This window comes from Caulobacter sp. P4_E5 (assembly GCF_056401555.1).
This window is the reverse complement of sequence record NZ_JBFUJD010000025.1, coordinates 17090-36249: the sequence shown is the minus strand read 5'-3', so window position 1 is coordinate 36249 and position 19160 is coordinate 17090. Positions and strand designations below refer to the sequence as shown.

Here is a 19160-nt window from a genome sequence, read left to right as displayed (position 1 = left end):
CCAAGCGCTCCAAGGCGGCATGGCTGCGCTCGATTTGCTCACGCTCGCCGACACGCCCATCGGTGGGGGAACCTGGCTCTTTCCCGCCAACGAACCCCTGCGGCTCGATTCCGGTGGCGTGATCGAGGGCCTGGAGATCGGCTATCAGACCTACGGGACCCTGAATGCCGACAAGTCCAACGCCGTCCTGATCTGCCACGCCCTGACCGGCGACCAATATGTCGCCTCACCGCACCCGACGACGGGCAAGCCCGGCTGGTGGCTGCGGATGATCGGGCCCGGCAAGCCGCTGGATCCCGAGCGGCACTTCATCATCTGTTCGAACGTGATCGGCGGCTGCATGGGCTCGACCGGCCCGGCCTCGACCAATCCGGCCACCGGCAAGCCCTATGGCCTGTCGTTCCCGGTGATCACCATTCCCGACATGGTCCGCGCCCAGGCCATGCTGGTGAAGGCGCTGGGCATCGACACCCTGTTCGCGGTGATCGGCGGCTCGATGGGCGGCATGCAGGCTCAGCAGTGGGCGGTCGACTATCCCGAACGCCTGTTCAGCGCGGTGATCCTGGCCTCGGCCTCACGCCACTCGGCCCAGAACATCGCGTTCCACGAGGTGGGCCGCCAGGCGATCATGGCCGACCCGGACTGGCGCGGCGGCGCCTATGCCGACCACGGCGTGCGGCCCGAGAAGGGCCTGGCCGTGGCGCGGATGGCCGCCCACATCACCTATCTGTCGGAACCGGCCCTGCAGCGGAAGTTCGGCCGCGAGCTGAAGCGCGACGGCCTGTCGTGGGGCTTTGACGCCGACTTCCAGGTCGAGAGCTACCTGCGCCACCAGGGCGCCAGCTTCGTCGACCGGTTCGACGCCAACAGCTATCTCTACATCACCCGGGCCACCGACTATTTCGACATCGCCGCCGGCCATGGCGGCGTGCTGGCCAAGGCCTTCACCCGGGCCCGCGACGTGCGTTTCTGCGTGCTCAGCTTCACCAGCGACTGGCTGTATCCCACGGCCGAGGGCCGCCACCTGGTCCGCGCCCTGACCGCCGCCGGGGCCCGCGCGGCCTTCGCCGAGATCGAGAGCGACAAGGGCCATGACGCCTTCCTGCTGGACGAGCCGGTGATGGACGCGGCCCTGGCCGGCTTCCTGAGTTCGGCCGAGCGCGACCGAGGGCTGACGTGACGAACACGATCATCCGCGAGGACTTCCGCGAGATCCTGCGCCTGGTCCGCCCCGGCGCGCGGGTGCTGGATGTCGGGTGCGGCGAAGGCGTGCTGCTGGACCTGCTGGCCCACGAAAAGCAGGTCGATGGCCGGGGGCTGGAGATCAGCGCCAGCGGCGTCGCCGCCTGCATGGCGCGCGGCCTATCGGTGGTGCAGGGCGACGCGGACCAGGACCTCGACCACTTCCCCGATCGCTCGTTCGACTACGCGGTGCTGTCCCAGACCCTGCAGGCGACCCGCAACCCGCGCCACGTGCTGGACGAGCTGCTGCGCATCGCCGACCGGGCTATCGTCTCGTTCCCGAACTTCGGCCATTGGCGGGTGCGCTGGTCGCTGCTCAGCCGCGGCCGGATGCCCGAGACCAAGGCCCTGCCGATGCCGTGGTGGTCGACCCCGAACATCCACCTCTGCACCCTGGCCGACTTCCTGGCCCTGACGGCGGATCTGAACCTGCGTGTCGACGCGTGCGCCGCCTTCGCCGGCCAGGGTCCGGCGCGGTCGATGAACCCGGCCAGCACGCTGGAGAACTGGCGCGCCGAAAGCTGCCTGTTCATGCTCAGCCGCAACGGCCTGGCGCCGACCCAAAAACTTGGCGGGGGGGAACTTCCGCCCGGTTCGGGCGATCTCTTCGACGGATGAAGACGCTTCGTCTAATGACCTACAACGTCCACCGCTGCGTGGGCACGGACCGCACCCTCGATGTCGAGCGTGTGGCGGAGGTCATCGCGGCCGAACGGCCGGACGTCGTGGCCCTGCAGGAGCTGGACGTCCGCCGGGCCCGCACCAAGGGCGTCGACCAGGCCCACCGCCTCGCCGAGCTGCTGAAGATGAGCTTCCACTTTCACCCGGCCATGACGGTGGAAGAGGAACTCTATGGCGACGCCATCCTGACGGCGCTGCCCGAACGGCGCATCAAGGCCAAGGGCCTGCCCCTCTATCGCCGCGTCCCTGGCCTGGAGCCGCGCGGCGCGCTGTGGATCGAGGTCGAGGTCGGCGGGACCAAGGTCCAGATCATCAACACCCACCTGGGCCTGGTGCCCCAGGAGCAGAAGCGCCAAGCCGCGGCCCTGCTGGGTCCCGACTGGATGGGCGCCGACGGCTGGCTGGCGCCGGGCGTGGTGCTGGGCGACTTCAACGCCACGCCCTATTCGGCGACCTACAGGATGCTGCGCACCGCCCTGCGTGACGCCCAGGCGCCCACCCCGACCTGGCCGCGCCCGGCGACGGCGACCTTCCCGTCCAGTTTCCCGTTCATGCGGATCGACCACGTCTTCCTGACCAAGGGCCTGGAGACGCGTGGCGTCAGCTCGCCCTATGACGGGCGGGCGCGGGTCGCCTCGGACCACTTGCCGCTGGTCGTGGACCTGGAGATCACGGCTGAAAACGCTCCGGAGGCTGCGGCGGCGGCGCGGTGAGCCGGGCGATGTCGCGCCGCAGGCGAGCCCGGCGGCCCCAGGGGCGCCAGGCGTCGTCCGGCGCGATGGCGTCGCCGAGGCTCCAGTCGGCGATGAACTGCTGAACCCCGGTCAGCTTGCGCGTCGGCACGGGCTGCAGCCGGCGCGGCGGACCGCCCCGGACGTCCAGGGCGTTGATCGCCGCGGCGAGGCCGCCTTCTCTTTCCATCGCCTCGAGCACGTCGGCGGTCGAGCGATCCAGGAAATGGCCGACTAGCCGCCCCAGGAACCCGCGGATCGTCTCGCGCTCGAGGTCCGAATGGCCCTCGAAGGCCAGGTCACACTCGCTGTCGAGGCCGATCGAGCGGTTGTTCAGATTGGCCGAGCCGATCCGCAGCAGCCAGTCGTCCATGATCGCCACCTTGGAGTGGACGATGATCGGCGCGCCCTTGGGCGTGTGGGCCGAGAAGGCGGAAAAGCGCTTGTAGGGGTCAAACTCGCGCAGGCGGTTGATCGCCGCCGTGCGGGCGCTATCCATGGTCATCTGGTCGAAATAGCTGGGACTGCGCGCCGGGCCGATCGTCACCACCTCGGGACCGTCGGGCTCGGCCAGGCGCTCGGCCAGGGCTTCGACGATGATCGGCGAGGTCAGGTACTGGTTCTCCAGATAGATCAGCCGTCGGGCCCGCTGGATGGACGACAGGTGCAGCAGCATGCACTCGGTGATCTCGGGCCGCCCCTGCCACTCGGCCGAGGTGCGGGCGATGGCGATCGAGGTGCGACGCAGGTCCGGCAGCAGATCCTCCGGCCAGGGCGTTTCCTCGGGTCGTCCGGGACGCTCGATCGGATCGCCGCCCGAGGCCCGCCAGCGATCGACGAAGAGGTCGGCCATGGCCTCGCCCGCCCGGCCGTCGACCAGCATCGAGACCTCGTGCCGGGCCGGATAGTGGCGGCCGGTGGGCAGGCGGCGCAGCGGATTGTTGTCGAGGTGGCGGGTGTCGTCCCAGCGATCGACGCCGATGTCGCCGCCGCTGACGAAGGCGCTGACGCCGTCGATGATCACCGCCTTCTGATGGTGGCAGGCGCTGGCGGGCAGGGTGGCGTCCAGCCGGTACTTGACCCGCGAGCCGGCGAAGAAGGCCGCGCCGCGATGCGGGCCGAACAGCTGCGAGGCCGCGATCGGGAAGGGCATGTCCCAGGTCAGCACCCGCACGTCCAGCGCCGGGTTCAGCGCCGCCTGGCGTCTCAGGATCAAGCCAATGCGGTCGGCGTGGGTCGGATCGCGGCTCCGTCTCACCCGGTCGGGGTCGAGGCGGGTCAGGGGATCGAACACCCAGGCCAGGATCCAGATCGACTTCTTGGCGGCCAGGATCAGGGGCTTCAGGGCGTCGAACGCCTCGTCGTTGTCGATGAACAGGGCCACGCGGTCGGCGGGCTCGACCCGCCAGCAGTTGTATCCCGGTTGAAAGACGGAAGAATTCGGACTCATGTCACCCCAAAGCCGTGAGATGCGACAACGCGCGGACCCGTGTTATGGCTCCGCTTCGGAGTCACGTCCCAAGAAACAAGAGCCTAGCAGCCATGACCACGATTGATCCCTCGAAAGCGCCCCACGTCCTGTCAGACCGACAGAGGCTGTGGGCGTTCTGGCTCGGCTGTCTGGTAGTCACGGCCGGCGTGCTGCTGCACCTGCCGATGTACCTGATGGGCGCGGACATCGGCTACCGGCTGGCGGGCATGCCCATGGATATGGGCATGACCATCGGCATGCTGATCATCCCGCCCGGCTGCGCCCTGGCCGGCTGGGGCCTGCTGCCCCGTCGTGGGCATGACCATAGCCATGACCACCATACCGTCGACGTCACCCCGCCCGAGGACGCGCCGCTGTCGCCCGCCCACTGGGGCCTGATGGTCACCCTGGTGGTGGCCCTGATCATCGACATCATGAAGCCCGCCAGCCTGGGCTTCGTCGTGCCGGGCATGATCAAGGAGTACGAGGTCTCCAAGGCCATGGTCGCCTGGCTGCCGTTTGCGGCCCTGACCGGCACGGTGACCGGCTCGATCATCTGGGGGATCCTGGCCGACATCTTCGGCCGCCGGGCCTCGATCCTGCTGTCGGCGGTGATGTTCGTCGGCACCTCGATCTGCGGGGCCATGCCCGATTTCTGGTGGAACGTCGGCATGTGCTTCATGATGGGCGCGGCCGCCGGCGGCCTGCTGCCCGTGGTCTACGCCCTGCTGGCCGAGACCATGCCGTCCAAGCATCGCGGCTGGAGCCTGGTGCTGGTCGGCGGCCTGGGCGCGGTCGGCGGCTATCTGGCCTCCTCGGGCCTTTCGGCGCTGCTGCAGCCCGAGTTCGGCTGGCGGATCATGTGGTTCCTCAACCTGCCGACCGGCCTGATCCTGATCGCCTTGTCCGGCGCGATCCCCGAGTCGGCCAAGTTCCTGATGACCATCGGCCGGATCGACGCCGCCCACGCGATCATGAAGCGGTTCGGCTCGGTGGTGCGCGAGCGTGACGAAACGCCGGTGGAGGCCGCTGACCACCACCACGTCCTGACCGCTCCGCCAATCGAGCGGCGTTTCGCCGGCATGACCGCGGCCTTGAGCATCGCGGCGGTCGCGTGGGGGCTGGTGAACTTCGGCCTGCTGCTGTGGCTGCCGGCCGAGCTGGTGTCCAAGGGCTACAGCATGGGCGTCTCCAGTCAGCTGCTGGCCAAGTCGGCCCTGATCGCCTTCCCGACGGTGTTCGTCTGCGCCTTCCTCTACAGCCGCTGGAGCACCAAATGGTCGCTGGTCGGCACGATGGTGGTCAGCGCCATCGGCGTGGCGGGCGTGCTGACGATCGAGGACGGCGCCAGCCCGATCCTGCCGGTGGCCCTGATGATCATCGGCACGAACGGCCTGCTGGCCATCCTGCTGCCCTACGCCGCCGAGAGCTATCCGCTGCGGGTCCGGGGCCGGGCCACCGGCTGGATCGCCGCCTGCAGCAAGTCCGGCGGACTGATCGCCCAGCTCCTCGGCATCCTCGGCGCGGTGCCGGCCCTGAAGGTCGCCGCGCTGGTGATCATCATTCCGCTGGCCATCGCCGCGCTGCTGACGGCGCGCTTCGGCGCGGAGACGCGCGGGCGGGATCTGCGGGATTTGGAGAAGTAGCTCCAACCCTGTCATCCCGGACAAGCGCGCAGCGCGCCGAGCCGGGACCGCCGAAAACTCAGAGCCTGTGGCGGTCCCGGGTCTGCGCTACGCTACGCCCGGGATGACAGGTCTGGTCAGCCCGCGATCGCCGCGGCGTCGCGTTCGCCGGTGCGGATCCGCAGGGCCTGTTCCAGGTCCAGGACGAAGACCTTGCCGTCGCCGATCTTGCCGGTGTTGGCGGTGCGCTGCAGGGCCTCGATGACGGGCTCGAGCACGTCGGTCGGCACGGCGATCTCCAGCTTGACCTTCGGCAGCAGCTTCACCTCGTATTCGGCGCCGCGATAGACCTCGGTCTTGCCCTTCTGGCGACCGTAGCCGCGGACCTCGGTGACCGTCAGCCCTGACGCCCCCGCCTCGGTGACCGCTTCGAGCACCGCGTCCAGGCGGCTCGGCTTAATCACGGCGACGATCATCTTCATGGCGCGGCTCCCAGGAGCGAACGGTTGTTGCGACTCCAAGCTAGGCGTCGAAACGCTTCGCTCCAAGTCAGATCAGCGGTCTCGACCGCTCGGCGCCTTTTGAACGGGCGCCTTTTGAACGGGAATAGGCCGCCCGCCGGTGTGGCGCGCAGGGGTCGGGCCCGCGGGACTGGGCAGCAGAACGCCCGGCGCGAACACCCGGGCGCGGGCCCGATGGCCGCGCGGCTTGACCGCGAAGGTCTGCTTGATCGCCTCCATCAGGATGATTCCGGCGAAGCGCGGCCACAGGCGCGCGCCCACCTGCTCGAACCCTTCGGCCCAGCTGGCCATGGCCCCGACGGGCGGAACATAGAGGGCGCGGGTCCAGCCGGCCGGCTCCAGGCCCGCCTCACGGATCAGGCTCTCCAGCTGGCTGCGGCTGTAGGGGCGGCCGTGGCCGAACGGTGTGCGCTCGGCGCCGGTCCAGACCCCGTCGCGCGACGAGGCCGCCACGATCAGCCGGCCGGTGGGCGCCATCACCCGGCCGATCTCGGCCAGCAGGGCGGCCGGGTCGTCGGCCTCTTCCAGGGCATGGACGGCCAGGACGCGGTCGAACATGGCGTTCGGCAGGGGCAGGGCGGTCTCTTCGACCAGGCACGCCTGGTTGCGGCCGCCGTGCGGCCAGACCTCCACCCCCTGCTGGGCGGGCATGGCGGCCACGACGCGCCGGGCGTTGGTCCGGGCCGCATCGAGGAAGGGCGTGGCGTAGCCGACGCCCAGCACGTCGAGTCCCCGGGTGTCGCCCCAGGCTTCCTCGACCTTGCGGGTCAGCATGGTCCTCGCCGCGCGGCCCAAGGGGGCGGCGTAGAAGGCTCGGAGGTCCAGCACGTCGCGGCGCATTGAGTCTCCCAGGCATCGAGGCCATCCTTGTATTCGCGCCCGCGTCGCGGCGATAGAGCAAGCCGATGTCCCTGACCGTTCACCAGTTCCCGTGCCTGTCCGACAACTACGGCTTCCTCATCCGCGACGAAGCCACGGGCAAGGTCGCGACCATCGACACGCCCGACGCCGACGCCATCCTCGCGCAGCTGGCCAAGCTGGGCTGGAGCCTGGACCTGATCCTCAACACCCACTGGCATCCGGACCATGCCGGCGGCAACGAGGCGCTGAAGAAGGTCACCGGCGCGACGATCACCGGCCCAGCCGAGGTGACCCGCATCGCGCCTCTCGACCGGGTCGTGCGCGGCGGCGACGTGGTGATGCTGGGCGAGACGCGGTTCGCGGTGATCGACGCCGGCGGCCACACCCTGGGCCACATCGCCTATCACGACGCGGCCGACCACATCGCCTTCGTCGGCGACACCCTGTTCGCCCTGGGCTGCGGGCGACTGTTCGAGGGCACGCCCGAGCAGATGTGGGACTCGCTGGCGCGGGTCACCGACCTGCCGGACGACACCACCGTCTATTGCGCTCACGAATACACGGCCTCGAACGCCCGCTTCGCCCTGTCGGTCGACGACGACCCGGCCCTGAAGGCCCGTGCCGAGGCGGTGTTCGCGGCCCGCGAACGCGGCGAAGCCACCGTGCCGACCACCATCGCGGCCGAGAAGGCCACCAATCCGTTCCTGCGCGCGCCGCTGCTAAGGCCGGAGGCTGGCTCGCCCGCCCAGGCCTTCGCCGAGATCCGGGCCGCCAAGGACAGCTTCAAGGGATGAGCAGCGTGAATGGTATCGCCGGCGACCTGGGCGCCAAGGAAATCGTCCGGATGCTGGACCTTCAGTCGCATCCCGAGGGCGGCTGGTATCGCCAGACCTTTCAGGATGCGCCCGGGCCCGACGGCCGCCCGGCCTCGACCTGCATCTATTATCTGCTGGAGGCCGAACAGATGTCGGCCTGGCATCGGGTCGACGCGGTCGAGACCTGGCACTGGTACGCCGGCGCGCCGCTCTCGCTGACCCTGTCGCCGCCCGATGGCGCGGGCGCGACCGGCTATGTCCTCAGCCCCGACCTCCGCGCCGGCTGCCGGCCCCAGGTGATCGTCCCGACCCTGTGGTGGCAGACCGCCGTCAGCCTGGGCGCCTGGACCCTGGTCGGCTGCACCGTGGCGCCGGGCTTCCGGTTCGAGGGCTTCGAGATGGCGCCGCGCGATTGGAGTCCGTCGCGCGGTTGACCCCAGCCGCGTCAACCTGACGCGATCCCCGATTGGGGTACCCAAAGTGGGCAACTTGGTCGCATGGCGTCGTTCGACGAGCCATGCAATCCTTTTCAGGTCACGCTTGTTCGCGCCGACCAGGGGAACCGAGTCACCTATGTCCGATGAGTACGTCAACGCTCGCGCGGCCACCCGCTACGCGACGGATTACATTTTACGCTGGGTCGAAATCGCCGCTGAGGTCCACGGTTCGGACCTACTTTACGCCCTCGTTTTCACCACCCTGTGGGCCGGCAATTGCTCACACATCCGGGGCGGAGGCGTCTATGCCGACGTCAACGACATTCCGCCGGACCAAGAGCGCCGGCCGCTGACCGTCCGCCAAGTCGCCGATTCCCTGGGCCTGCCGTACGAAACCGTCCGCCGGCGCTTCGTCGAGATGCTGGAAAAGGGCATGGCCCAGCGCATCGGCCGCGAGGGCTTCATCGTCCCGCAATCGGCCCTGTCCAAGCCTGAGGTCCTCCACGGCCTGAAGCGGTCGCATGTCAGCCTGACCCGCTTCCTCAAGGAATTGAAGACGATCGGCGTCGAGGCGGCCTAGGTTCGCGAGGGAGCGGCTAAAGGCTGCTGCCGCGCACCACCAGCTCGACGGGCGCGAGGGTCGAGGTCGCGTCCTCGCCGGCCATGCGGCGGAACAGCAGGTCGACCATCGCCCGCGCCCCGAACGCCAGGTCCTGCCGCACCGTGGTCAGGGGCGGGGCGCTGTGGCGGGCCAGGACGATGTCGTCGAAACCGACCACCGCCACATCCCCGGGAACGGTCCTGCCGACCTCGGTCAGGGCGCCGATCGCGGCCAGGGCGACGATGTCCGAAAAGGCGAACACGGCGTCGAAGGCGACGCCGGTGGACACAAAAGCCGCCACCGCCCGCTGCGCCTCCTCCAGCGTATAGGGCGTCGGGACCGCCAGGGCGGGATCGAAGGCGATCCCCGCCTCGGCCAGGCCCTGTTTGTAGCCCTCGAAGCGCTGGGCCGCCTCGGGGGCGTCGATCGGGCCGAGGAAGGCGATGCGCTCGCGACCGGCGCCGACCAGGTGCGCCACGGCCAGCCGGCCGCCTTCGATGTTGTCGCTGCCGACCGCGCAATAGCGCTGACCCGGCAGTCGGGCGCCCCAGACCACCATCGGCTTGTAGACGTCGGCGACGGCGTTCAGCGCCGCGTGCTGGGTGCTCTGACCGATCAGCAGCAGGCCGTCGGCGCGATGCGATTGGATGATCCGCTCCAGCCAGCCCGCCTCGGTGACGACCACCTTGTTCAGCAGGACCGAATAGTCGCGGCGGGTGATCTCGTCGGCCAGGCGACCGATCATCTCCAGGAAGAACGGGTCTGAGATCAGCTGCCCGGCCTCGTGGGCGACGGGGATGACGACTCCGATGGTGTCGGTCTTGCGCAGGCGCAGATTGCGCGCCGACTGATTGACGACATAGCCGTGGATCTGGGCGATCTCGACGATCTGGTCGCGCAGGGTCTTGGGGATCAGCGGGTTGCCCGCCAGGGCGCGCGACACCGTCGAGATCGACACGCCCGCCATCCGGGCGATATCGGCCATCTTCAGGCGCCCGCGTTCGGGCGCCTCCACGATGTCGGAGTTATCCATGACGAGACAATAGAACCTTGCGGACGCGCGAAAAGCCTCGACGGCGTCGCAATATGCGCGGTTGTGCGCGGGGGACGACGCCACGAGGCCGTGTTGGCGAACACCGATATTTCAGCGGGGTAAACGGCGGCTGAGGGCTTATGGTTACGCTTGCAAAATTTGCAGAGGCAAGCGCGTCAGCGGTTCAGCACCTTGATGATGCGCTTTGACGACGGGCGTCCGGCCAGGCCCTGGTCCGGCGAATAGAAGATGGTTAGGGCCCCGTCCTTCAAGATGGCGGCCGGCTTGCGACCCTCGGCCAGCAGCACGCGGAAGATCCGCGAGATCAGCGAACGGTCGCCCTTGCGCGCCATGCGTTCGAAGGCTTCCGCCACGACGGTGGCCGAATCCGCCGCCAGGACCGAGGTCTCGGGGCGCACGTCCTGCACCGTCGCGAACTCGATGTCGTGCTGGGCGGCGCGACTGGCGCGCGCCGTGGCGATCGTGACGCGCTGCACGAAGACCTTGAACGAGATGATCGCCGGCGGCTGAATGGACGACGCTCGGCCCGACACGGCGGCGGCCGCGCCCATCGGGGCATCGTCGGTGAACAGGATCATCCCGCCCAGCTTGGTCACCCGCAGCACGGGCTCGCCCAGGTCGTTGCGGTAGATGACGTCGCCGCGCGAGGCCGGCTGGGGGGACAGCACCCAGATCTCGGTGCTGTTGTCGAATTTCATCAGCGGCTGGGGCGCGGCCTGATCGAAGATGAAGCCGCCGCCGGTTTCGGAGACGTAGCGCGCCACGGGCGGGGCTGCGACCCGGCGAGCCTCGGCCGGACCCTTGTGGCCGAGCAGGGCGTCCCGCAGCGAATGCGGCAGTTGCTGGGCGTTCGCCGACGCCGTCATGACCATCAGAGCCGCGATCGTCAGGGTCGCCCTGGCGCCAGAGACGCCCAACTCCGCCTTACAGAATTTCATGCGATCCGTACTGCCCGTCGACTGGGGCGAATCTTGGACGCGTTAGCGTCCGCTCCCCGAAGTCACGCACATGAGGCCAAACAGCAACACTCGCCGTCAAGTCTCGACTTCGGGGAGGCCGTGAGGTTCAGGTCAAGCCATGTACTGGCCGCCGTTCAGGCTGAGCGTGGCGCCGGTCACGAAGCCCGCGCGTTCGCCGGCCAGGAACGAGACCATGTCGGCGATCTCCTCGCCCTTGCCCAGGCGGCCGACCGGGATGCCGGCGATGATGCTGGCCAGCACGGCCTCCGGCACCGCGGCCACCATCTCGGTGTCGATATAGCCGGGGCAGATCACGTTGACGGTCACGCCCTTCTTGGCGTTCTCCAGGGCCAGGGCCTTGGTGAAGCCGATCAGGCCGGCCTTGGCGGCCGAATAGTTGGTCTGGCCCATCTGGCCCTTCTGGCCGTTGATCGAGCTGATGTTGACGATCCGGCCCCAGTTGCGCTCGCGCATGCCCTCGATCACCGGGCGGGTCATGTTGAAGGCCGAGTCCATGTTGACCCGGATCACTTCCGACCACTGCTCGTAGGTCATCTTGTGCAGCATGCCGTCGCGSGTGATGCCGGCGTTGTTGACCAGCACGTCGATCGGACCCAGTTCGGCCTCGACCTTCTTCACGGCGGCGGCGCAATCGTCGAACGAGCCGACATTGCCCTTCACCACCATCACGCCCAGTTGCTTGGCGCAGGCGGCGGCCGCTTCCTCATTGCCGGAATAGCCGGCCGCGACCTTCATGCCGTCGGCCACCAGTCGTTCGCAGATCGCTCGGCCAATCCCGCGCGTGCCGCCGGTCACGAACGCAACTCTCGTCATCTTGTCTCTCCCGATCGCAGATTCTTATGGTTGCACGTGATCCGCGCGCTCCCGCAAGGAGAGGAAGCGCGCGGCCACGGTTAAGGTTGCGCTGTCTTAGCAGGCTCCAGGCGCTCAGACGGCCTCGACGCACATGGCCACGCCCATGCCGCCGCCGACGCACAAGGTGGCCAGGCCCTTCTTGGCGCCAGACCGCTTCATCTCGTGCAGCAGGGTGGTCAGGATCCGCGCGCCCGAGGCGCCGATCGGGTGGCCGATGGCGATGGCGCCGCCGTTGACATTGACCTTGGCCGGGTCGAGGCCCAGCTCGCGGACCACGCACAGCGACTGAGCGGCGAAGGCCTCGTTGCTTTCGATCAGGTCGAGGTCGGATACGCTCCAGCCCGCCTTCTCCAGCGCCTTCTTCGAGGCCGGGATCGGGCCGGTGCCCATGATCTCGGGATCGACGCCGGCATTGGCCCACGAGGCGATGCGGGCCAGGGGTTTCAGGCCGCGCTTGGCGGCTTCGTCGGCGCTCATCAGCACCAGGGCCGCGGCGCCGTCATTGAGGCCCGAGGCGTTGGCCGCGGTGACCGTGCCTTCCTTGTTGAACACGGGCTTCAGGCCGGCGATGCCTTCCAGCGTCGCGCCGTGACGGATGAACTCGTCCTTGTCGACGACCGTGTCGCCCTTGCGGCCCTTGATGGTGACCGGGACGATCTCCTCGTCGAACTTGCCGCCCTTCTGGGCCGCCTCGGCCTTGTTCTGGCTGGCGACGGCGAACTTGTCCTGGTCCTCGCGGGTGATCTGCCAGCGGTTGGCGATGTTCTCGGCCGTCTGGCCCATGTGGTAGCCGTGGAAGGCGTCCCACAGCCCGTCCTTGATCATGGTGTCGACGAAGCTGAGGTCGCCCATCTTCTGGCCGCCGCGCAGGTTCTGGGCGTGAGGCGCCTGGCTCATGCTCTCCTGGCCGCCGGCCACCACGATCTTGGCGTCGCCCGCGGCGATCTGCTGGGCCGCCAGGGCCACGGCGCGTAGGCCCGAGCCGCACAGCTGGTTGAGGCTCCAGGCCGGGCTCTCCAGTGGGATGCCGGCCTTGACGGAGGCTTGACGGGCAGGGCCCTGGCCGGCGGCGGCTTGCAGCACCTGGCCCAGGATCACCTCGTCGATGTCGGCCGGCGTCAGGCCGGCGCGGGAGACGGCGGCCTCGATCGCGAGCTTGCCGAGGTCGGAGGCGGGCAAGCTGGCGAGCGCCCCGTTGAACGAGCCGACCGGCGTGCGGGCGGCGGAAACGATGACGATGTCGCTCATGCGATAGCTCCCGTGACGTTCTGACGTGACGCTTGCGCGGTTGCGGCGTCCGTTCTTTTGCAGTGCAGCATCAGCATGCACATCCGAACCGCGTTCGTCACGAGCACATTTTCATGCCTTGGCGGCGCGTCCAAGTCATCAGACCACTGGCGCCATGCCTTTGCATCCGCGATACTGCGGTGCGAGAAGCGGACGTAACCGCTGTCCTAGGGAACGAAATGTCCGAGAACCCTGAAAAAGGCGAAACGGCCGCCGGAGCCGAGAAATCGGCCGGTCAACGCGTGATCATCAAGAAATACGCCAACCGTCGCCTCTACAACACAGCGTCTTCCTCGTACGTCACCCTCGAACACCTGTCGGACATGGTGAAGGAGGGCGTCGACTTCGTGGTCTACGACGCCAAGACCAACGACGACATCACGCGCTCGGTCCTGACCCAGATCATCTTCGAGGAAGAGAACCGCGGCGGCGGTCAGAACCTGTTGCCGATCCAATTCCTCCGCCAGCTGATCGGCTTCTATGGCAATTCGATGCAGGCCTTCCTGCCCTCGTACCTCGAGATGTCGCTGGAGAGCTTCTCCAAGCAGCAAGAGCGCATGCGCGGCCAGTTCGCGGGCATGGCGCCGGGCAAGATCCCCGGCATGGGCGTCTACGAAGAACAGATCCGCCAGAACATGGCCCTGTTCGACCGGGCCATGAAGATGTTCTCGCCGTTCGCCTATGTCCGCCCGGAAGACGCCGCGGCCGCCGCCCAGGCCGAGCCTGCGCCGGCCCCCGCGGCCGCCCCGTCCAGCGACGATTCCCTGGCCGATCTGAAGCGCCAGATGGAGGCGATGCAGGAGCAGCTCGCCAAGTTGGCGAACAAGCCTTAACCACGCCGGTCCAGGCGTTCTTAACCGTCTCGGTCCTACGGTCCTTGACCATGAACGACCCGATCGATCCCATTCGACGCTCTGGTCCCGCGCGCCGCGCCCTGCCGGCGCCGCGCGACAGCGATCGTCATGAGACCGACGAGGAGACGGTGTTCGTCGTCGAGGACGAGACGCCGCCGCCGCCCCGGCCGCCGCGCCGCGAAGGCTTCGCCGCCTTCGCCGCCCACGTCATGGGTCAATCCGGCCAGAAGCGCGGCCTGCGCGGTGGGCAGGAAGTGCTCGACACGGCCAGATCGACCTATCTCGGGACGGAATATTCCGGCGAGGCCGACCGCCGTCCCAAGGCGGGCCTGCTGAAGAAGACCAACATCTAGCGGTTCATCGACGCTTCAAGGCGGCCAGCTCGGCCTCCAGAGCCGCGACGCGCGCCTCGAGGTCCGCGATCCGCTGGCTGTCGCTCGGCGGCGGCGGCCTGACGCCAGCCCGCGAGGCGGCTTCGGCGGTCGTCACGCCCAGAAGCTCGGCGAAAGCAGACACTTCCCGCATCGACAGCTCGCGCTGATCCTTGAAGGCCAGGCTGAGTTCCGCCTCGGCCAGACCCGCCGCGGCGGCCAGGACGGCGCGGGTCAGGCCGCGCTCGGCCAGGCGCGCGTCGTACCAAGGGGCGTCGAAGAACAGGGCCATCAGCGGCGATCGCCCGCTTGGCGCCAGTCTTGCTTGATCGTCGTTGAACTCAACGCCGCGAGCCCTCCATGCTGTCCGTCGCCATCCGCATCTTCGACGTCGCCATCGTGGCCCTGATCTTCACGGCGCTGACCTAACTCCAAAGCGCTTATGCGCTCTCCAGCATCATCATCGTGCCCTGGCCGCCGTCGGCGCAGATGCTGACGATGGCGCGTTCGCCCTTCGGACGGGCGGCCAACTCCTTCACCGCCTGACTGAGGATGCGCGCCCCGGTGGCCCCAAACGGGTGACCGAGGGCCAGGCTGCCGCCATGCGGGTTCATGCGCTCGCGCGGGAATTGGCCCAGCGGCGCCGCCACGCCCGCCTTCTCCGACAGGAACTTGGCGCTTTCCCAGGCGGCGATGTGCGACAGCACCTGGGCCGCGAAGGCCTCGTGGATCTCCCACAGCGAGACGTCGGCATAGGTCATGCCGTTGCGGGCCAGCAGGCGCGGCACGCCATAGGCCGGGGCCATCAGCAGGCCCTCGTGACGCAGGTCGATCGAGGTGACCTCGTGGTCGACGATCCGCACCTTCGGCGTCTCGCCAGGCAGGCGGCCGATACCCGCCTCCGAGCCGACCCAGATCGCCGCCGCCCCGTCGGTCAGGGGCGAGGAATTGCCCGCCGTCAGCGTGCCCTTGCCGCCGGTCTTGTCGAAGGCGGGCCCCAGCTTGGCCAGCTTCTCCAGAGAGGTGTCCTTGCGCGGGATGGTGTCGCGCTTAGCGCCGCCGATTGGGATGACCAGGTCGTCGAAGAAGCCGCTCTCCCAGCCCTTCACCGCGTCGAGGTGGCTGGACAGCGCGATGGCGTCCTGGTCGGCGCGCGACAGGTTCCAGTCCTTGGCGGTGATCTCGGTGTGCTCGCCCATGGAGAGGCCGGTGACCCGGTTGGCGACCTTGGGAATGAACAGCCGCACGTCCTTGAGGTTCAGAGCGCCGAGGGCTTGGAGCCGTTGCTGGCCGGTCCGGGCGCCTTGGAACCTGCGGATCCAGTCGGAGAGGGCGACCGACAGGCCGATCTGCACCCGGCTCATGCTCTCGACGCCGCCGACCAGGGCGAGATCGCGGCCGCGCCCGTCGATCATGCCCGCCGCCTGGATCGCGCCGATCATGCTGGTCGAGCAGGCCATCACCGTCGAGAAGGCCGGGATGGTCGGGTCGGCGCCGGCGTCCAGCAGCACCTCGCGGGCGATATTGCTCCAGGTCAGGTTGGGGATGACCGTGCCCCAGACCGCGAAGTCAGGTCGCGCGCCCTTGGCGAGCATCGCCTTCACGACGGGCACGGACAGCTCGATCGCATCGTAAGAGGCCAGCGGCCCGTCCACCTTGGCGAACGGGGTGCGGACGCCGGCGGCCAACCAGACGTTGGAGGCCTTCGAAGCGGACGACTTGGCGGCGGGCATGGGCGTGAACTCCGGGAGCGCGGAAACCTTGGCCTATATGGGGTCGCCCATTCCTTCTTGTCGAACATCGCCATGACCTGCCGCAACTTCGGCGTCCGGTCGGCCCCTTAGGCGCATGCCCCTATTTGCACACGGGCGCGCGGGGGCTTAATCGGCTGGCATGAGCACCGATCAAGACCTCGACACCAAGAAGGCGCGCGCCAAGGCGTGGTTCGAAAGCCTGCGCGACCAGATCTGCGCCGCGTTCGAACAGCTGGAGGACGAGGCGCCGGCGGACCTCTATCCAGGCGAACCGGGCCGGTTCGAGAAGAAGCCCTGGGACCGCGCGGCCGGCGGCGGCGGCGTCATGGGCATGATGCACGGCCGTCTGTTCGAGAAGGTCGGCGTCCACGTCTCGACGGTGCACGGCACCTTCACGCCCGAGATGGCGGCCAACGTGCCCGGCGCGGCCGAGGATCCCCGCTTCTACGCCACCGGCGTCAGCCTGATCGCCCACATGACCAGTCCGCGCGTGCCGGCCGTGCACATGAACACCCGCTTCATCGCCACGACGAAGAGCTGGTTCGGCGGCGGCGGCGACCTGACGCCTCTGCTCGGCTACCAGCGCCAGCAGGACTTCCCGGACGCCATCGACTTCCACGCCGCCTATCAGCGCGCCTGCGACAAGTACGATCCGGCCTGGCACGCCAAGTACAAGGCCTGGTGCGACGAGTACTTCTTCCTGCCCCATCGCAACGAGCCGCGCGGGATCGGCGGCATCTTCTACGACCATCACGACAGCGGCGACTGGGAGCGGGACTTCGCCTTCACCCAGGATGTCGGCCGGGCGTTCCTGGAGATCTATCCGGACCTGGTCCGCCGCCGGATGGCCGAGGCCTGGACGGCCGACGAGCGCGAGCAGCAGCTGGTGCAGCGCGGTCGCTACGTCGAGTTCAACCTGCTCTACGACCGCGGCACGATGTTCGGCCTCAAGACCGGCGGCAACGTCGAGTCGATCCTCAGCTCGATGCCGCCGGTCGTGAAGTGGCCCTAGGGGCCTACAGGCGCATCGACAGCTCGACGTCCTCGCCGAACGGCACCGACAGGTAGCCGGCGTCCGGCGAACGCACGCGCGCCAGGTAGTCGGGCGCGTAGTCGGCGTTGTCGGCGACGATCAGCGCCCCCGGCCGCAGGCGGCTCTCCAGCAGGGCCAGGATCTCGGGATAGAGCGCCTTGGCGCCGTCCAGCAGCACGAGATCGATCGTTTCGGGCAGGTCGACGGCCAGGGTCTGCAGGGCGTCGCCCAGGCGGATCTCGACCAGGTCCGACACGCCGCCGGCCATCAGGTGCTCCTGGGCCCGCTCGGCCTTGGACGGTTCGAACTCCGTCGTGATCAGATGGCCGCCGCCGTTGTCGCGCAGGGCCGCGGCCAGGTGCAGGGTCGAGATGCCGAACGAGGTCCCAAACTCGACGATCGTCCGCGCGCCACAGCTCCGCGCCAGCATGTAGAGCAGCGCGCCGGCCTCGCGCGACACCGCCAGGGGAAACTCCTTCAGGTGGCCATAGAGTTCGAGGTATTCGGTCTTGCTGCGCATCAGGCGATCGCGCTCGGCGGCCGGAACGCCGGAGAAGACGGGGCGGGCCGTGTCGCTGAGCGTGAACAGGCGCTCCAGCAGCGGCGCCATCTTGGTCAGGGTCGTCATCAGGATCTCCAAGGCGCGTCCTTGCGCCGCCCGCAAAAATACGAACAATCCGTCGCGTTCCGATATTCGCATTAAGCCAGGCGTCCATGACCGACTACGCAAGCCCCCGGATTTCCTCGCGAAAGCAGCCGAAACAGGCCCGTTCCAGCGAGCTGGTGGCGACCATCCTGGAAGCGGCTGTTCAGGTTTTGGCCAAGGAGGGCGCGCAACGCTTCACCACCGCGCGGGTCGCCGAGAAGGCCGGGGTCAGCGTCGGCTCGCTGTACCAGTACTTCCCGAACAAGGCGGCGATCCTGTTCCGGCTGCAGAGCGACGAGTGGCGCCAGACCACCGGCATGCTGCGCGGCATTCTGGAGGATCTCGACAAGCCGCCGCTGGAGCGGCTGCGCGCCCTGGTCCACGCCTTCGTCCAGTCGGAGTGCGAGGAAGCCCAGATGCGCACGGCGCTGAACGACGCCGCCCCGCTCTATCGCGATGCGCCCGAGGCTCAGGAAGCGCGAGCGTCCGGGACCGACATCGTCCTGAACTTCATGCGCGAGGCCTTGCCTGAAGCCTCGGAAACGACACGCGTCCAGGCCGGCGACCTGATCAAGACCACGCTCAGCGAGGTCGGCAAGGCGTTTTCCGAGAAGCCTCGGACCGCCGAAGAGATCGCCGCCTATGCCGACGCCATGGCCGACATGTTCAGCGCCTATCTGGAGAGCCTCAGGCCTTCGGGCACTTAGCGCCGGTGTCGATCCACGCCTTGATCAGTTCGCCGAACTGCGCCTGGGTTCCGGGGGCGGGGACGCGACCCGCGCCAGGGTTCCAGCCCCAGCCGACCAGGTGATCCTCGGCCACGTGGTGGTGGATCTCGGCCAGCGATCGGCCGCCGTTAGTGGCGGAATTCTTGATCTGGCCGCAGATCGCGCCCAGCGACTTGCCCTGCCAAGCCATCTCGGCCGGGGCCAGGGCCCATTTCGGATCGCCCGGGATGCTCTTGATATCCTGGCCCCAGGTCGGGACGTTGGCCTGGGTGTGGCACGAGAAGCAGGGCATGCCGGCGGGCCCATGGCCACTGTCGCCCGCGACCATCGGCGGGTTGTGCGGGTGCAGGTCGTCGCCCTGGGTAGGCGCGCGCTGGACGGGATGGCAGTTCAGGCAGCGCGGGCTCTGGATCACCTTGCCGGCCTCGGTGAACAACGCGATCGACCTGGCGGTCGGGTCCTTGATCGACTGGAAGCTGGCGGCGGTCTTCAGCGCCACTGGATTGGACGCCGGCGCGGCGGGCGGGTTCGCAGCCCCGCTGGCCATCACGGCGCCAGCGGCGGCCAGCGCCCCGGCCAGGATCACGACAGTGGCGGCGCGCATGGCGTTTCT

22 protein-coding genes are annotated in these 19160 nt (G+C 68.6%); 11 read left to right on the top strand and 11 right to left on the bottom strand.

The window, feature by feature from the left end:
• The first annotated feature begins 19 nt into the window (after positions 1-19).
• Genes metX through AC1DSO_RS10230 form a run of 3 tightly spaced genes read left to right on the top strand, consistent with a single transcriptional unit; the run spans position 20 to position 2636 of the window.
• Positions 20-1180 (top strand): homoserine O-acetyltransferase MetX, encoded by a 1161-nt coding sequence (gene metX, locus AC1DSO_RS10240; protein WP_477068723.1) that lies wholly within the window; start codon positions 20-22, stop codon positions 1178-1180.
• Positions 1177-1860, top strand: coding sequence for a methionine biosynthesis protein MetW (gene metW, locus AC1DSO_RS10235; RefSeq protein ID WP_477068722.1), 684 nt, complete (start codon positions 1177-1179; stop codon positions 1858-1860). The genes metX and metW overlap by 4 nt, the downstream gene beginning before the upstream one ends.
• Complete coding sequence (locus AC1DSO_RS10230; RefSeq protein WP_477068721.1) at positions 1857-2636, top strand: endonuclease/exonuclease/phosphatase family protein; 780 nt, start codon at positions 1857-1859, stop codon at positions 2634-2636. The genes metW and AC1DSO_RS10230 overlap by 4 nt, the downstream gene beginning before the upstream one ends.
• On the opposite strand, the gene AC1DSO_RS10225 is transcribed toward AC1DSO_RS10230, so the two are convergent.
• A complete protein-coding gene (locus AC1DSO_RS10225; protein ID WP_477068720.1) occupies positions 2593-4104 on the bottom strand; it encodes a phospholipase D-like domain-containing protein in 1512 nt (503 codons plus the stop codon). The genes AC1DSO_RS10230 and AC1DSO_RS10225 overlap by 44 nt on opposite strands.
• 92 nt (positions 4105-4196) lie before the next feature.
• On the opposite strand from AC1DSO_RS10225, the gene AC1DSO_RS10220 reads away from it, so the two are divergent.
• Complete coding sequence (locus AC1DSO_RS10220; protein WP_477068719.1) at positions 4197-5771, top strand: MFS transporter; 1575 nt, start codon at positions 4197-4199, stop codon at positions 5769-5771.
• 116 nt (positions 5772-5887) lie between these two features.
• Here AC1DSO_RS10220 and AC1DSO_RS10215 read toward each other — a convergent pair whose 3' ends face one another.
• Together AC1DSO_RS10215 and AC1DSO_RS10210 are read right to left on the bottom strand one after the other, a co-directional pair.
• A complete protein-coding gene (locus AC1DSO_RS10215) occupies positions 5888-6232 on the bottom strand; it encodes a P-II family nitrogen regulator (RefSeq protein WP_047411696.1) in 345 nt (114 codons plus the stop codon).
• Positions 6233-6304: 72 nt separating this feature from the next.
• Positions 6305-7111, bottom strand: a complete 807-nt coding sequence (locus AC1DSO_RS10210; protein ID WP_477068718.1) for a class I SAM-dependent methyltransferase — start codon at positions 7109-7111, stop codon at positions 6305-6307.
• 65 nt (positions 7112-7176) lie between these two features.
• Here AC1DSO_RS10210 and gloB point away from each other — a divergent pair, with 65 nt between their 5' ends.
• The 3 genes from gloB to AC1DSO_RS10195 all read left to right on the top strand — a co-directional run bounded on the left by gloB (position 7177) and on the right by AC1DSO_RS10195 (position 8964).
• Positions 7177-7926 carry a hydroxyacylglutathione hydrolase gene (gene gloB / locus AC1DSO_RS10205; RefSeq protein ID WP_477068717.1) on the top strand — a complete coding sequence of 250 codons (750 nt, stop codon included), beginning with the start codon at positions 7177-7179 and terminating at the stop codon, positions 7924-7926.
• Complete coding sequence (locus tag AC1DSO_RS10200; RefSeq protein WP_477068716.1) at positions 7923-8381, top strand: cupin domain-containing protein; 459 nt, start codon at positions 7923-7925, stop codon at positions 8379-8381. The genes gloB and AC1DSO_RS10200 overlap by 4 nt, the downstream gene beginning before the upstream one ends.
• A 139-nt stretch (positions 8382-8520) precedes the next feature.
• A complete protein-coding gene (locus AC1DSO_RS10195) occupies positions 8521-8964 on the top strand; it encodes a hypothetical protein (protein ID WP_477068715.1) in 444 nt (147 codons plus the stop codon).
• A 16-nt stretch (positions 8965-8980) separates the two neighbouring features.
• Here the strand turns inward: AC1DSO_RS10195 and AC1DSO_RS10190 are convergent, their stop codons facing one another.
• The 4 genes from AC1DSO_RS10190 to AC1DSO_RS10175 form a co-directional block, all read right to left on the bottom strand.
• The gene (locus AC1DSO_RS10190) at positions 8981-9970 is read right to left on the bottom strand and encodes a LacI family DNA-binding transcriptional regulator (protein WP_477068714.1); all 990 of its coding nucleotides are present in this window, start codon (positions 9968-9970) and stop codon (positions 8981-8983) included.
• A 224-nt stretch (positions 9971-10194) separates the two neighbouring features.
• Positions 10195-10977: a DUF4908 domain-containing protein gene (locus AC1DSO_RS10185; RefSeq protein WP_477068713.1), complete on the bottom strand. Its 783-nt coding sequence runs from the start codon at positions 10975-10977 to the stop codon at positions 10195-10197.
• Positions 10978-11109: 132 nt separating this feature from the next.
• On the bottom strand, positions 11110-11832 hold the full coding sequence (phbB, locus tag AC1DSO_RS10180) for an acetoacetyl-CoA reductase (protein WP_477068712.1): 723 nt from the start codon (positions 11830-11832) through the stop codon (positions 11110-11112).
• Between the two features lie 114 nt (positions 11833-11946).
• Positions 11947-13122: an acetyl-CoA C-acetyltransferase gene (locus tag AC1DSO_RS10175; RefSeq protein ID WP_477068711.1), complete on the bottom strand. Its 1176-nt coding sequence runs from the start codon at positions 13120-13122 to the stop codon at positions 11947-11949.
• Between the two features lie 218 nt (positions 13123-13340).
• On the opposite strand from AC1DSO_RS10175, the gene phaR reads away from it, so the two are divergent.
• Positions 13341-13994 carry a polyhydroxyalkanoate synthesis repressor PhaR gene (gene phaR / locus AC1DSO_RS10170; RefSeq protein WP_056054798.1) on the top strand — a complete coding sequence of 218 codons (654 nt, stop codon included), beginning with the start codon at positions 13341-13343 and terminating at the stop codon, positions 13992-13994.
• 50 nt (positions 13995-14044) lie between these two features.
• Complete coding sequence (locus tag AC1DSO_RS10165; RefSeq protein ID WP_477068710.1) at positions 14045-14368, top strand: hypothetical protein; 324 nt, start codon at positions 14045-14047, stop codon at positions 14366-14368.
• 4 nt (positions 14369-14372) lie between these two features.
• Here AC1DSO_RS10165 and AC1DSO_RS10160 read toward each other — a convergent pair whose 3' ends face one another.
• Together AC1DSO_RS10160 and AC1DSO_RS10155 are read right to left on the bottom strand one after the other, a co-directional pair.
• Entirely contained in the window at positions 14373-14678 is a 306-nt protein-coding gene (locus tag AC1DSO_RS10160) for a helix-turn-helix domain-containing protein (protein WP_477068709.1), read from the bottom strand.
• Positions 14679-14826: 148 nt separating this feature from the next.
• A complete protein-coding gene (locus AC1DSO_RS10155) occupies positions 14827-16119 on the bottom strand; it encodes an acetyl-CoA C-acyltransferase (protein ID WP_477068708.1) in 1293 nt (430 codons plus the stop codon).
• Positions 16120-16279: 160 nt separating this feature from the next.
• On the opposite strand from AC1DSO_RS10155, the gene hemF reads away from it, so the two are divergent.
• A complete protein-coding gene (hemF, locus tag AC1DSO_RS10150; protein ID WP_477068707.1) occupies positions 16280-17152 on the top strand; it encodes an oxygen-dependent coproporphyrinogen oxidase in 873 nt (290 codons plus the stop codon).
• Positions 17153-17156: 4 nt separating this feature from the next.
• Here the strand turns inward: hemF and AC1DSO_RS10145 are convergent, their stop codons facing one another.
• Positions 17157-17801 carry an O-methyltransferase gene (locus tag AC1DSO_RS10145; RefSeq protein ID WP_477068706.1) on the bottom strand — a complete coding sequence of 215 codons (645 nt, stop codon included), beginning with the start codon at positions 17799-17801 and terminating at the stop codon, positions 17157-17159.
• A gap of 86 nt (positions 17802-17887) precedes the next feature.
• Between AC1DSO_RS10145 and AC1DSO_RS10140 the strand changes: the two genes are divergently transcribed.
• Entirely contained in the window at positions 17888-18526 is a 639-nt protein-coding gene (locus tag AC1DSO_RS10140) for a TetR/AcrR family transcriptional regulator (RefSeq protein ID WP_477068705.1), read from the top strand.
• Here AC1DSO_RS10140 and AC1DSO_RS10135 read toward each other — a convergent pair.
• A complete protein-coding gene (locus tag AC1DSO_RS10135; protein WP_477068704.1) occupies positions 18507-19151 on the bottom strand; it encodes an Isoquinoline 1-oxidoreductase subunit in 645 nt (214 codons plus the stop codon). The two genes, AC1DSO_RS10140 and AC1DSO_RS10135, sit on opposite strands and share 20 nt — an antisense overlap.
• Positions 19152-19160: the final 9 nt, after the last annotated feature.